Source organism: Umezawaea endophytica (genome assembly GCF_025061645.1).
GTDB lineage: Bacteria > Actinomycetota > Actinomycetes > Mycobacteriales > Pseudonocardiaceae > Umezawaea > Umezawaea endophytica.
In genome coordinates, this window is record NZ_JANYMP010000002.1 from 108,421 (window position 1) to 121,276 (window position 12,856).

The following is a 12,856-nucleotide window of genomic DNA, read 5'->3' on the forward strand; positions in this document are numbered from 1 at the left end:
CGGGGTGGCGGAGGGGTCAGTTCCGGTTTCCGCTGGTCAGGGACTCCAGCTCCGTGGTCAGGTTGTGGCGGGCAGGCGCGGACCAGCGTTCCCGTGCCGTTGTGGTGAGGTAGAGCGGGTCCCGCTTCACGAGCGAGGTCAGCACCGCGGCCCTGCCCACCCGCCACGCGTCCTCGGGCACGTGCGCGTACTCGCGTCGCACCGCCGCCCGGTAGCGCTCGTAGCCCGCCGGGTCGGATCCCAGCACGGCCAGGTCCGCGTCGAGCAGCGCCTCCGCGAGCCGGTCCCCGGCCGGGGCCTCGTGCGTCAACGTGGCCAGGACCAGGTTCTCCACCCGCGTCACGTCCCCGGTCGCCACCCCGGCCCCGGTCAGGTGGTCTCGAGCCCACTCGGCCGAGCGGCGCTCGTCGTCCCCCGGCTTCCCGTCGTACACGACGTCATGCGCCAGCGCCGCCAGTGTCACCACGGCGATCTCCCTGGCGTCGTGCTCCGCGCACAGGGCCACCGCGTCCCGCGCGACCTGCCGCACGTGGTCGGCGTTGTGGTAGCCGCGGTGCGGCTCGGTGTACCTCTCGCACAGGTCGGTGGGCCGGGGTACCCCGCCCAGCGCGCGAACAGCGTCGTCCCACAGTGCTTCCAACTCACACCCCGCTCGGCAACGTCATCGTGAAGCAGGCCCCGCCCTCGGGAGCCGGGCCCGCCGTGATGGTCCCACCCAACCGCGTGACCAGACCGTGCACCAACGCCAACCCCACGCCCGTCCCCACCGGTCGGGTGGTCGAGTACTTGGCGTGCAGCGCGCCCCGGTCGAAGGCGATGGCGTAGTCCTCTTCGGACAGTCCGGGCCCGCCGTCGCGCACCTGGAGCACCGAACCCAGCGACAGCACCACCACCCGGCCCGCGGGCGTGACCCGGACCGCGTTCTCCAGCAACCCGTCCATCACCTGCCGGATCCGCCGGGCGTCGGTCGACACCACGACGGGGGCGTCCGGGACCTCCAGGCTGAACACGACGCCCTTGGCCGCGCAGCGGGCGTGCCACACGTCCGCTGCCGCGCGGACGACCGGGACCAGGTCGACGGGGGCGACGTCGAGGCGGAAGTCGTCCGCCCCCAGCCTGGCCAGGTCCAGCAGGTCCGACACCAGGCGGTCCAGCCTCCTGGCCTCGCCCTGGATGGTCCGCCCGACGTCCACCACGTCCGGGCCGGTCACCACGCCGTCGGCCAACGACTCGGAGAACCCGATGACCGCCGTCAACGGCGTCCGCAGCTCGTGCGACACCGACAGCAGGAACTCCCGCTGCCGCGACTCGCTGCGCCGCAACGCGTCCGCCAGCCCGTTGACCGCCCCGGCCACCTCGGCGACCTCGGTGGGCCCGTGCTCGGGCGCCCGCAGGTCGCGCCGCCCCGAACTCATCGCCAACGCCACCCCGGCCGTGCGGCGCAGCGGCCGCGATAGCAGGTTCCCCAGCACCAACCCGGCCACCCCGGCGATCAGCAGCCCGAGCCCCAGCGCCAAGGCGATGTTCCGCACCAGCTTCCGGGTCGTGGAGGTCCCGTAGTCGGCCTCCTGCACCAGGGCGAACCGGTCGCGCACCTCCACGATCCACCCGCCGGTGACCTCGCTCTTCCGCCCGGCGTCCCGAACGGCCTGGACGGCGGCCTCGTCCCCGCGCAGGACCCCGTTCCCGCCGATCCGCACCACGGAGATCTTCTGCCCCTGCAACACGGCCACGACCCGGCCGCGCGGCGTCTCCCCGATCTGGTCGGCCACCGTGTCGGCCTGGTTCGCCAACGCCGTCCGGCTCACCTCGCGAGCCGTGTTCACCACCAGCCGCAAGGACACCAGCCCGGCGACGATCACCGCGATCCCGGCGACCGCCAGGCACAGCGCGGTGATCCGGAACGCCAGGCTGGACCTCACGGCGCCTCCACCGAGTAGCCGACGCCCCGCACGGTGCGGATCGGGCTGTGCGCGCCGAGCTTCGCGCGCAACTGGGCCACGTGCACGTCGACGGTGCGGGTGCCCGCTACCGCCGCGTACCCCCACACCGCGCTGAGCAACTGCTCCCGCTCGAACACCCGGCCGGGGTGCTTCATCAGGTGCGCGAGCAGCTCGAACTCGGTCGACGTCAGCGGCACCTCGGCGTCGCCCGCCCACACCCGCCGTCGCTCCGCGTCCAGCCGCACGGCGCCCACGACCTGCTCGGGCGCGCTCGCGTGCGCACCGCGCCGGAGCACGGTGCGCACGCGAGCCGCCAGTTCACGCGGGCTGAACGGCTTGGTGACGTAATCGTCCGCGCCCATCTCCAGCCCCAGCACCCGGTCGACCTCGTCGTCCCGCGCCGTCACGAACAGCACCGGCGTCCAGTCGCCCGCCGCGCGCATCGTCCGGCACACCTCGACCCCGTCGATGCCGGGCAGGCCGACGTCCAGCAGCACCGCGACCGGCTTCAACCGCCGCACCGCGGCCAGCGCCGCCAGGCCGTCGGACTCGACGTGCACGCCGAAACCGTCCCGGCGCAGGTAGAGCGAGATCAGGTCGGCGATGGCGCGCTCGTCCTCGACCACCAGCACGAGGCCGCGAGCAGACTGGTCCGGTTGCACGGTGGGCCATGCTGTCACGGTTCGTCGAGGTCGGCCTCGATGCCGTTCAGCGTCGACTCGATGCTGCTCAACTCCGAGTCCGGGTCACCGGTCCGCGGCGCGGACTCGTCCTGGCAGCCCGAGAGCCCCACCGCGGCCATCAGCGCGAAGACGACGGCCAACGCCCTCACTTCGTGCCGCCGGGGTAGGCGCAGTGCTCGGTCTGGAACGTGTCGATCCGCTTCTGCGCGTCGCCCAGCTTCGTGACGCGCTCACCCCGCAGTTCCCGGCGAGCGTCGAACAACTTCGCCTTCGACTCCTTGCCCGCGTCCCGAGCGATCTTGGCCTGCGCCTCCAACCACTTCGTCGAACCGCGCGTGTTCGCGTCGCCGTTGATCCGATCGGTCGCGGCCTTGATCCGCGCCTCGATCTTCGGCACACGCTCCTCACACCGCTTCTTCACCTGCTCGGCGCTGATCGTCATGGGTGCGGGGCCGGTCGGGGTCTCATCGGCGCTGGCCATGCCGGAGAGCGCGAGCCCCAGCGCCGCGGAGGTGCCCGCGACGGCGATGATGCGAGTCCAAGTGGTCATGGGGAGAACTGTGACGGGCGCGGGTGAGTGGATCGTGCGACGAATGTTCGGGTTCTGCAAAGACCGTCGATCACGGCACCTGGTCACGCCACAGCAACGCCACCCCGTGCCCCGGCAGCAGCCACGACCGCACGTCCAGGTCGCCCAGTTCGTCCGCCCGCAGCCACCGCGCCGACGACGTGTTGGACCGGAACGTGAACGGCACGATGCGGAACTCCCTGGTGGGGGCGCCGTCAAGGGTCAGCTCCTTCGCGTTCATGGTGATCCGCTCGACGTAGCAGGGGTACGGCGACTGCCAGTAGCAGTACCCGTCGTCGATCCGCTGCCTCGTCGTCGACCGCACCGTGAGCCGCTCGATGGCGTGCACCACGTGGTCGTCGTCGGCGATCCCGCTCAGGTCGCACTTGAAGATTCGCAGGTCCGACATGTGGCTGCGCGGGTTCTGCCGGGGCAGCGGCCCCATCGACTCGCGGAAAAACGTCAGGTAGTCGGCCCAGCGGTCGAACTTCACGTCCAGCAACCGGATCCGGCTCGACTCGGCGACCCGGCGCTGGCCCTCGCCGTCGATGTAGTCGATGCCGATCCGCACCGACTGGACCATGTCCTCGGTGGAGTCCCGGAACAGCGAGGTGTCCGGGATGAACCACAGCTCGAACAGCGGCAGCCGGGACCCGTTGATGATCGAGTCCCGGAGCAGCGCGTTGCTCGTGGCGAAGATGACGAACTGGTCCACGGCCACGTTCTTCTTGAAGCTGTAGCTCACCGTCGACGTCAGGTGGTACGTCTCGTAGTCGACGGCCCGCAGCTCGTAGTCCACCGTCGTGTGGGTGCTGATCGTCAGGTCGCCGCCGAGCGGGCGCAGCCCCTCACCGCCCAGCACGCCGGTCAGCACGTCGTCGTTCGCGTCGTTCTCGCCGTAGATGGACGACAGGAACGTCCGCATCACCTGTTGCGGCAGCAGGGTTTCCACGATTCCCGGCCCGGCGATCCTGGCGATCTCCGACAGCAACCGGTGGTGTAGGTACAGCTCGTAGACGGCCAGCAGGAGTGCACAAATGACAAGCAAGGGCCACAGTTCGAAGAGCAGTCGGTGCATGGCGTGCTGGGTTCGAGGGTGTCCAGGATTCCGGTCAGATCAGCGCTTCCGGCCGATTCGTACCTGGCGAATCCGAACGTGCGCTCAAGTGGTCTGCTGTCGGCGGGGCATGTTGTGGTTGGACTAACCCGGTTCACCGCCGAGGTTGTTCTGGTTGGAAGATGATTCAGCTGAAGTATTCGAACTCTTGGCTTCCACAGTTGATTGGCGGAGTTGCCGACTGATTCTGTTCGAATTAGGTCACCCGATGAGTATGGTGTCACCATATTGCCGCGACTCCGTGGCCGTCGAGCAACCACTTGTCGAGCTTCATCGACAGGCGTGAGTCGTGTATGTCCACGATGCTGGACTCGGAGTCGGCGACGAACAGTTGAAACCTGACCTTGTGCCCGCTGACCAGTGCCACGGAGTTCGCGTCCACGGTGATCTGCCTGAGGAACATGGGGCGGTCGGCGTACCAGTACAAGAAGTGCTCGTCGTAGTTGATGTCGAACTTGTACTCGGCTCGTACCTTCTGGGTTCCGGTGAGTACCGTCCCCTTGGGTAGGCGGAAGACTATGAAGTCGTCGTGCGTCATCCCCGTTGGTGGTGAGAGGAGGGTTGCCTGCTCTGCTCGAGGGACTGGGATGAATCGCAGTTCCTGGAACCGTCCGGAGTCGTCCTTGTGGTAGAGCTTGATCCTTGCCTGGAGGTACTTCTGGATGGTCTTCAGGTCCATGTCGCTCGGGATGGAGATGATGTCGAAGAATCCGAAGCTCGATGTCGAGAGGGCGGTGGTGTACTCCGCGCCTTTGGTGACTCCTAGGTGGACGTTCGTCAGTTCCGCCTCGAGTCCGATCGACATGAAGACCGAAACGGTCTTCTCGTTCGCTTCGAGTGTTCGCAGTTCGACGGTGACCTCGTCGTAGGGCGTCTTGGGAGACGCTATCTGGCTCACGACGGATTCGATCTCCTTGGTGCTCTTGAAGAGTCGTTGTGCCGCGCGCTTGAGCATCTCCCTGGGATCGGCCGACTCCATGGCCATGGAGGTGGCTCTTTCGGGGAGGACGTCGCGCACCTGAATCTTGAGGTCGCTCAAGTCCTGCTCGATCGTGCTCAACGTCTTGGCCTGCATGTGTGAGCGCACCAGTTCGAAGTAGAGCGAAACCAGCAGCAGCAGGAACAGGTCGCGCGTCAAGCCGCGCAAGCTGGCGCCGATGCTCTCCCCGACCTTCTGGCCGAACAGGGCGGAGATCACGATTCCCGGAGCGGGTGTGTTGACCAGCACGATCATCGAGATGATCGAGATGAAGAACGTCAGTGATCGCGGCAGGACTCGTCTTGCGGGCGGCGCGGCCACCACTCCCCCTTAGTTCGCTGACGATGGCGTTCGGGTCCCAGGTAGCGGCGCTGTGGTTTGGCTTCGGACGATCAAAACCGCACCGTTCAACAGACGGTTCTAGCAGTTCAACGCACTCGAAGTCCTCGCGGGAGCGAAGGACCACCCACTCGGCGGTGGACTAGTGCCGCCGGTCGACCGGCGGCACTAGTGCCGCTTCGAGTTGGTCGTCCGCCGCGTCCCGGTACTCCGGGAACCGCCGTTCCAGGACCGTCAGCCACCCGGCCGCGTGGAGGCGCCGCAGTCGTAGGGGGAAGGCCAGGTCGCCGCGGGGGTGGAGGTAGGTGGAGGCGGCGTGCATCCCGTCGAGTCTGCCGGTCAGGGCGAGGCAGGCCAGGTCCCACGTGACGGGGCCGCGCCAGGTGTCCTCGAAGTCGTTCCACAGCGGTCCGCGGGCGGTCATGAGCAGGTTGCCGGGGTGGGCGTCGCCGTGCAGTGGTTGGACGTCGTCGGCAGGCCAGTGCGCCACCAGGGCGTCGCGCACGGCCGTGAAGGACGCCAGTTCGGCTGGTGAACGGGTCCAGCCCGCGCGGGCGGCGTCGATGTCTGCCAAGGGGCCGCGGGTGGGGAGTGGGCCGGGGTAGGAGCGGAGTTCGGTGTGGAGTTCCGCTAGCCGGACGGCGAAGTCGGTGGGTACGCGGGTGGGGTCGTGGGGGACCCAGGTCGCGAAGCTGACCACCATCCCGTCCTGCGTGAACGGGCCCGCGGGCACGTCGGCGGGCGGGCCTACGACCGGTACGCCGCGGTCCGCCAGGTAGGTCGTCACGTCCACCGCGCGCCGGAAGTGCTCGACCACGTCCACCCGCGCCAGCGCCGTGCTGGTCGCGACCCGTGCCACGACCGGGGCCGGGCGCAGGTGGACGAGGAGGTTGCTGACGTCGCGCAGCACCACCGGGTCGGTCGCGCGCAGGCCCAGGGAGCCCGCGGCGGCCACCGCGGCGCGCACGCCGCGTCGGGTCAGCTCATCCACGGCCGGCCACGTTGGAGGTGAGCCGCCGCAGGGAGACCCTGAGCCGCTCGACCTCGGCCTCGGACATGCCGATCGCCGCCCCGATGGCGGGCGTGATGGCGCCGGTCGCCTCGCGCATCGCCGACCCCTCGGGCGTCAGGCCGACCTGCACCGAGCGCTCGTCGTCGATCCGGCGTTGCCTAGTGATCAGCCCCGCGGCCTCCAGGCGCTTGAGCAGCGGGGTCAACGTGCCGTAGTCGAGCTGGAGGGCGTCGCCGAGGTCCTTGACGGGCATGGACTCGCGTTCCCACAGCGCGACCATCACCAGGTACTGGGGGTAGGTCAGGCCCAGGTCCTGGAGCAGCGGGCGGTAGGCGGCGGTCAGCGCCCTGGACGCCGCGTAGAGCGCGAAGCACAGCAGGTCGTCGACGGCTGACGTGCGGTCTTCCGGAGTCGTGGTCATCGGTCACCCTTTCCAGGTCGCTGCTCCCATGATGCCACGTACCCCAGTAGTCCGCCTAAAAGTAACTTGCGCACAAGTTAAACGTGCGCTAGCTTCGTGGCATCGGCTTCGACCTGAAGGAGAACGAGATGAGCACCAACCCCACCGTCGTCCTGGTCCACGGCGCGTTCGCGGACGGTTCGAGCTGGGCCCCGGTCGTCGAACGCCTCCGGGCGCGGGGGATCGACTCGCTCGCGGTCAGCAACCCGCTGCGCGGCCTCACCTACGACGGTGACTACGTGGCGAGCGTCGTCAACCAGATCGACGGCCCGGTCCTGCTGGTGGGCCACTCCTACGGCGGCCCGGTCATCACCCACGCGGGATCGAAGGCCGAGAACGTGAAGGGCCTGGTCTACGTGGCCTCGTTCGGCATCGACAAGGGCGAGAGCGCGCTCGGCTCCGTCGCCGAGTTCCCCGAGGTCGAACTGGGCACGTCGCTCGTACCGCGGCAGTTCCCGACCGCCGAGGGCACCGACACCGAGTTCACCATCCGCCAGGACGCGTTCGCCAGCGTGTTCGCCGCCGACCTGCCCGCCGAGTTCACCGCCACGGCCGCCGTCAGCCAGCGCCCGGTGGCGCAGGGCGCGCTCGGTGAGCCGCTGGGCGTCGAGCCCGCCTGGAAGACCCTGCCGTCGTGGTTCGCCGTGGCGACCGCCGACAACGCCATCCACCCGGACTCGCAGCGCGCCGCCGCCAAGCGCCTCGGCGCCACCACCGTCGAGGTGGACGGCGGGTCGCACGCCATCGCCGTGTCCCGCCCGGACGAGGTCGTGGCCCTGATCGTCGCCGCCGTGAGCGCTGTCGCGTAACCCGCTGCCCTGGACAGAGGGGGCCCGCCGACACCGGCGGGCCCCCTCCCGCGTGCTCAGCCCCGTTCGAGCAGGGCCTTCATCTCGTCGATCTCGGCCCGCTGAGCGGCGAAGACACCCGCCGCGAACTGCTTGACCTTGTCGTCGGAGCCCGCGGACAACTGCTGGTTCGCCATGTCGAGGGCGCCCTCGTGGTGCTCGACCATCGCGGTCAGCCAGGCGCGGTCGAAGTCCGCGCCGGTCAGACCGGTCAGCGCGGACGTGTCGACCATGCCCGCCATGTCGTCACCGGAGTGACCGGAGTGACCGGCCTCGACGGGCTCGCCCCACGCCTCCAGCCAGCCGGTCAGGGTGTCGATCTCCGGCTGCTGGGCCTTCTTGACGGCCGTGGCCAACTCGACGACCTCGGGGTTCGTGGTGCGGCCGTCGACGAGGTCGGCCATCTCCACGGCCTGGGCGTGGTGCGGGATCATCCGCTGGGCGAACGCCACGTCGGCGTCGTTGGCGGAGCCGCAGGCGGTCAGGGTGATGAGCGCGGCCGAGATGGCCGCGCCGAGGAACGCGGTGCGCATGGGAAAGTCCTGTTCGGAGTAGGTGCCGGGGCGGGAGCGGATCGCTCCTACAGCCGCAGCACGCACAACCGGGACAGGTCGGGGGCGCGCCACGCGGGTGACCGCTCACGGGGGCGGCAGACGACCGGCGCGCGCTCGGCCGCCGTCGTCACGGGCAGGACCCCGCCCCTGGTCAGGCGCAGCGCGAGCAGGCCGAAGGCCGTGATGACCAGTCCGAGGCACAGGTGCAGGCCGCCGTCGCGCTCCTCGTGGTCCGCGGGCGCGTGGTGCGGATCCACAACGGACATCTCCACAGTGGAAGCCGCGTGGACCGGCGCCGCCACCTGGTGCATGGAGAGCACGCCGAACAGCAGCGCGAGCACCACCAAGCCCCGTGTGAGCACGGGGCGACCTTACCCGCCGAGCGGGTGTGACCTGGGCTACGCGCGTGCGGGGTGGTCATCCCCCGACACGCCGCCGCTGATAGCGCGGTCTACGATCCGGTGAGCCACTGGGCGGTCCTCGCCGTTCGATGGCGCCCGAACGACGTTGGTCCCACCAAGGCCACCATGTAGGTGAACAGTGCAGGAGGCACCGTGACGGCCGTAGCCCCGCAGCCGATCGCTACGCGTCCTTTCCCGGCGCGCGAAGCGGTCAAGGGTTCGTTCCTGCTGCGGATGTTCCGCACCACGGACCACAAGCAGATCGGCATTCTTTACCTGGTCACCTCGTTCGCCTTCTTCATGGTGGGCGGCGCGATGGCCATGTTGATCCGCACCGAGCTGGCTCAGCCCGGGATGCAGTTCCTGTCCAGCGAGCAGTACAACCAGCTCTTCACGATGCACGGCACCGTGATGCTGCTGTTGTACGCGACCCCGATCGTGTTCGGCTTCGCGAACTTCATCCTGCCGTTGCAGATCGGGTCGCCCGACGTGGCGTTCCCGCGGCTCAACGCCTTCTCGTACTGGCTGTACCTCTTCGGTGGCCTGATCGTGATGTCGGGCTTCGTGACGCCCGGCGGCGCCGCCGACTTCGGCTGGTTCGCCTACACGCCGCTGAGCAACGCCATCCACTCGCCCGGCGTCGGCGCCGACCTGTGGATCACGGGCCTGGTCATCGGTGGTCTCGGCACGATCCTCGGCGCCGTGAACATGATCACCACGGTGGTCTGCCTGCGCGCGCCCGGCATGACGATGTTCCGCATGCCGATCTTCACCTGGAACATCCTGGTGACGAGCATCCTCGTGCTGCTGGCGTTCCCGATCCTGACCGCGGCCCTGCTGGGCCTGCTGGCCGATCGACACCTCGGCGCGCACGTGTTCGACCCGGCCAACGGCGGTGTGATCCTCTGGCAGCACCTCTTCTGGTTCTTCGGCCACCCGGAGGTCTACATCGTCGCTTTGCCGTTCTTCGGCATCGTGTCGGAGATCTTCCCGGTGTTCAGCCGGAAACCGGTGTTCGGCTACAACGGCCTGGTCTACGCGACGCTGGGCATCGCGGCCCTGTCCGTGGCCGTGTGGGCGCACCACATGTACGCCACCGGCGCCGTGCTGCTGCCGTTCTTCGCCTTCATGACCTTCCTGATCGCGGTCCCGACCGGCGTGAAGTTCTTCAACTGGATCGGCACGATGTGGAAGGGGCAGTTGACCTTCGAGACCCCGATGCTGTTCAGCATCGGCTTCATCGTGACGTTCCTCTTCGGTGGTCTGTCCGGCGTGCTGCTGGCCGCCCCGGCGATCGACTTCCACGTCTCGGACACGTACTTCGTGGTGGCGCACTTCCACTACGTGCTCTACGGCACGATCGTGTTCGCCACGTTCGCTGGCATCTACTTCTGGTTCCCGAAGATCACCGGCCGGATGCTCGACGAGCCGCTGGGCAAGCTGCACTTCTGGACCACGTTCCTCGGCTTCCACGCGACGTTCCTCGTCCAGCACTGGCTGGGCAACGAGGGCATGCCGCGCCGGTACGCCGACTACCTGGCCAGCGACGGCTTCACCACGCTGAACACGATCTCGACGATCGGCGCGTACGTCCTCGGCGCTTCGACGCTCCCGTTCATCTGGAACGTCTTCAAGAGCTACCGGTACGGCGAGGTCGTGACGGTGGACGACCCGTGGGGCTTCGGCAACTCGCTGGAGTGGGCCACGTCGTGCCCGCCGCCGCGGCACAACTTCACCGAGCTGCCCCGGATCCGCTCCGAGCGCCCGGCGTTCGAGCTGCACTACCCGCACATGATCGAGCGCATCCACAACGAGGCGCACGTGACGTTCACCGGCAAGACCATCCCGCACGACGAGGCCACCCCGGCCCTCTCCGAGATGGCCACGAACGTGGTGGAGTCCGGCACGGCGGCCGGCGCCGCCGAGCCCGACCACAAGTAGCCTGAGCGCAGGTTCAACGTCGAGCCCCGACAGCCGCCCCGGCTGTCGGGGTTCTTCGCATTCCGGAGGAGTTCAGTGACCATGGCCAAGGCCACGCCAGTGCTGATCACGGTGACCGGACCGGACAAGCCGGGGGTCTCCTCGGTGTTGTTCGCGGTGTTGACCCGCCACGGCGTCGACGTGCTCGACGTGGAGCAGGTCGTCATCCGCGGCAGGCTGGTCCTGGGGGTGCTGGTCGAGGCCGACCACGACCCCGAGGGCCTCCAGGAAGCCGTCGAGCAGGCCATGGCGACGGTGTCCATGCACGTGGAGATCGAGCTGGGCGCGGACTCGAGGCGGACCGCGCGGCTGGAGTCCAGCCACGTGCTGATCGTGCTCGGCCGTCCGGTGACGGCGCGGGCGTTCACCGAGGTGGCGCGCAGGCTCGCGTCGCTCGGCGTGAACATCGACGCCATCCGAGGGGTGGCCGACTACCCGGTGACGGGGCTGGAGCTGCGGGTTTCGGTCGCCGACGACACCGAGGAGAGCGACGCCGAGCTGCGGTCCGCGCTGGCGGACGTGTCCGTGCGGGTCGGACTGGACGTGGCCGTGGAACGGGCCGGCCTGGCCCGGCGGGCGAAGCGGCTGGTGGTGTTCGACGTCGACTCCACGCTCATCCAGGGCGAGGTGATCGAGATGCTGGCCGCGCACGTCGGGTGCGAGGACAAGGTCCGCGACATCACCGAGGCCGCCATGCGCGGCGAGCTGGACTTCACCGAGTCGCTGCGCCGCCGCGTCGCCCTGCTGGAGGGCCTGCCGGAGGAGGTGCTGGACGAGGTCGGCGCGAACCTGGAGCTGACGCCCGGCGCGCGCACCACGGTTCGCACGCTCAAGCGCCTCGGCTTCCGCTGCGGGGTCGTGTCCGGCGGGTTCACCAGGGTGATCAAGGGCCTGGTCGAGGATCTGGACCTGGACTTCTGCGCGGCGAACGAGCTGGAGGTCGTCGACGGGAAGCTGACCGGCCGGGTCGTCGGCGACGTGGTCGACCGGGCGGGCAAGGCCGTGGCGCTGCGCCGGTTCGCCGAGGAGGCGGACGTGCCGCTCGCGCAGTGCGTGGCGGTCGGCGACGGCGCCAACGACATCGACATGCTCGGCGCCGCTGGTCTCGGGGTGGCGTTCAACGCCAAGCCCGCGCTGCGCGAGGTCGCCGATACCGCCCTGTCCCACCCGTTCCTGGACGCCGTGCTGTTCGTGCTCGGCGTGACCAGGGGCGAGGTCGAGGCCGCGGACGCCGCTGACGGGTTGGAGCTGGTCCGGCCGTGAACGAGGTGCTGGAACTGCTGGTCGGCCGCAGCTACTCGACCGACGCGGAGGACCCCGCGCTGGTGCGCGCGATGCCCGTGGTGCTGCACATCGAACGAGCCGAGCCGCCGAACCGGACCGCGATCCTGGAGGCCGCCGCGGCGGCGGCCATCGCCGTCTGCCTCGACCCCAGGGCCGAGCCGGAGGGGGAGTGGCACGACGAGGTGGTCACGTGGATCCACGGCCGGATCCGCAAGGTGACCCGGCGGGCCCGTGGCGCGCACTGGGAGGCCGTGCAGGCGCTGCCCGGTGTGACGATCTCGGTGGGCGGAGCGGAGGCGCGGGCACTGGTGCCCGGCCTGGTCGTGGCGGCGCCGAAGGAGCTGACCCGGTTGCAGATCTCCGGCAGCGAACTGCCGGAGGACGAGCCGGGTCCGGTGCCCGCGGACGTGCCGGTGCTGTGGCTGAACCCGAAGGTGCCGATGACGGCGGGCAAGGCGGCGGCGCAGGTCGGCCACGGCACGATGCTGCTCGCGCCGACGTTGTCGGAGGAACGGCTGAAGTCCTGGGCCGCCAACGAGTTCCGCACCGCCGTCCGCACGCCGTCGGTCGAGGAGTGGCAGGCGTTGCTGGACGGCGGCGCGGTGGCCGTGCGGGACGCGGGTTTCACGGAGGTGGAACCGGGCACCACGACGGTCATCGCCGAGTGGCCGGGGGTTTGAGGCGGGCC

General features: G+C 69.4%; 15 protein-coding genes. 4 read left to right on the plus strand and 11 right to left on the minus strand.

Annotated elements, in window-relative coordinates; all coding sequences use genetic code 11:
* Positions 1-16 precede the first annotated feature (16 nt).
* From NZH93_RS04005 to NZH93_RS04045, 9 genes are all read right to left on the minus strand, one after another.
* A complete protein-coding gene (locus tag NZH93_RS04005) occupies positions 17-640 on the minus strand; it encodes an HD domain-containing protein (protein WP_259621530.1) in 624 nt (207 codons plus the stop codon).
* A 1-nt stretch (position 641) separates the two neighbouring features.
* A complete protein-coding gene (locus NZH93_RS04010) occupies positions 642-1,922 on the minus strand; it encodes a HAMP domain-containing sensor histidine kinase (RefSeq protein ID WP_259621531.1) in 1,281 nt (426 codons plus the stop codon).
* The gene (locus NZH93_RS04015) at positions 1,919-2,605 is read right to left on the minus strand and encodes a response regulator (protein ID WP_259621532.1); all 687 of its coding nucleotides are present in this window, start codon (positions 2,603-2,605) and stop codon (positions 1,919-1,921) included. Before NZH93_RS04015 ends, NZH93_RS04010 begins: the two co-directional genes overlap by 4 nt.
* A 14-nt stretch (positions 2,606-2,619) precedes the next feature.
* Positions 2,620-2,766 carry a hypothetical protein gene (locus tag NZH93_RS04020; protein ID WP_259622189.1) on the minus strand — a complete coding sequence of 49 codons (147 nt, stop codon included), beginning with the start codon at positions 2,764-2,766 and terminating at the stop codon, positions 2,620-2,622.
* Positions 2,767-2,771: 5 nt separating this feature from the next.
* Positions 2,772-3,176 carry a hypothetical protein gene (locus tag NZH93_RS04025; protein WP_259621533.1) on the minus strand — a complete coding sequence of 135 codons (405 nt, stop codon included), beginning with the start codon at positions 3,174-3,176 and terminating at the stop codon, positions 2,772-2,774.
* Positions 3,177-3,246: 70 nt separating this feature from the next.
* Positions 3,247-4,272 carry a hypothetical protein gene (locus NZH93_RS04030; RefSeq protein WP_259621534.1) on the minus strand — a complete coding sequence of 342 codons (1,026 nt, stop codon included), beginning with the start codon at positions 4,270-4,272 and terminating at the stop codon, positions 3,247-3,249.
* 259 nt (positions 4,273-4,531) lie between these two features.
* On the minus strand, positions 4,532-5,611 hold the full coding sequence (locus NZH93_RS04035) for a hypothetical protein (RefSeq protein ID WP_259621535.1): 1,080 nt from the start codon (positions 5,609-5,611) through the stop codon (positions 4,532-4,534).
* A gap of 160 nt (positions 5,612-5,771) precedes the next feature.
* A complete protein-coding gene (locus NZH93_RS04040; RefSeq protein ID WP_259621536.1) occupies positions 5,772-6,620 on the minus strand; it encodes a phosphotransferase in 849 nt (282 codons plus the stop codon).
* Positions 6,613-7,062 (minus strand): MarR family winged helix-turn-helix transcriptional regulator, encoded by a 450-nt coding sequence (locus NZH93_RS04045; RefSeq protein ID WP_259621537.1) that lies wholly within the window; start codon positions 7,060-7,062, stop codon positions 6,613-6,615. The genes NZH93_RS04040 and NZH93_RS04045 overlap by 8 nt, the downstream gene beginning before the upstream one ends.
* Positions 7,063-7,190: 128 nt before the next feature.
* Here NZH93_RS04045 and NZH93_RS04050 point away from each other — a divergent pair, with 128 nt between their 5' ends.
* A complete protein-coding gene (locus NZH93_RS04050; protein WP_259621538.1) occupies positions 7,191-7,910 on the plus strand; it encodes an alpha/beta fold hydrolase in 720 nt (239 codons plus the stop codon).
* Positions 7,911-7,966: 56 nt separating this feature from the next.
* Here the strand turns inward: NZH93_RS04050 and NZH93_RS04055 are convergent, their stop codons facing one another.
* Together NZH93_RS04055 and NZH93_RS04060 are read right to left on the minus strand one after the other, a co-directional pair.
* The gene (locus NZH93_RS04055) at positions 7,967-8,482 is read right to left on the minus strand and encodes a DUF305 domain-containing protein (protein ID WP_259621539.1); all 516 of its coding nucleotides are present in this window, start codon (positions 8,480-8,482) and stop codon (positions 7,967-7,969) included.
* 47 nt (positions 8,483-8,529) lie between these two features.
* Entirely contained in the window at positions 8,530-8,865 is a 336-nt protein-coding gene (locus NZH93_RS04060; protein WP_259621540.1) for a hypothetical protein, read from the minus strand.
* 192 nt (positions 8,866-9,057) lie between these two features.
* On the opposite strand from NZH93_RS04060, the gene ctaD reads away from it, so the two are divergent.
* The 3 genes from ctaD to NZH93_RS04075 all read left to right on the plus strand — a co-directional run bounded on the left by ctaD (position 9,058) and on the right by NZH93_RS04075 (position 12,848).
* Positions 9,058-10,845 (plus strand): aa3-type cytochrome oxidase subunit I, encoded by a 1,788-nt coding sequence (gene ctaD, locus NZH93_RS04065; protein ID WP_259621541.1) that lies wholly within the window; start codon positions 9,058-9,060, stop codon positions 10,843-10,845.
* An 81-nt stretch (positions 10,846-10,926) separates the two neighbouring features.
* Complete coding sequence (gene serB / locus NZH93_RS04070; RefSeq protein ID WP_259621542.1) at positions 10,927-12,147, plus strand: phosphoserine phosphatase SerB; 1,221 nt, start codon at positions 10,927-10,929, stop codon at positions 12,145-12,147.
* Positions 12,144-12,848, plus strand: a complete 705-nt coding sequence (locus NZH93_RS04075; protein ID WP_372506536.1) for a peptidyl-tRNA hydrolase — start codon at positions 12,144-12,146, stop codon at positions 12,846-12,848. The genes serB and NZH93_RS04075 overlap by 4 nt, the downstream gene beginning before the upstream one ends.
* Positions 12,849-12,856 lie beyond the last annotated feature (8 nt).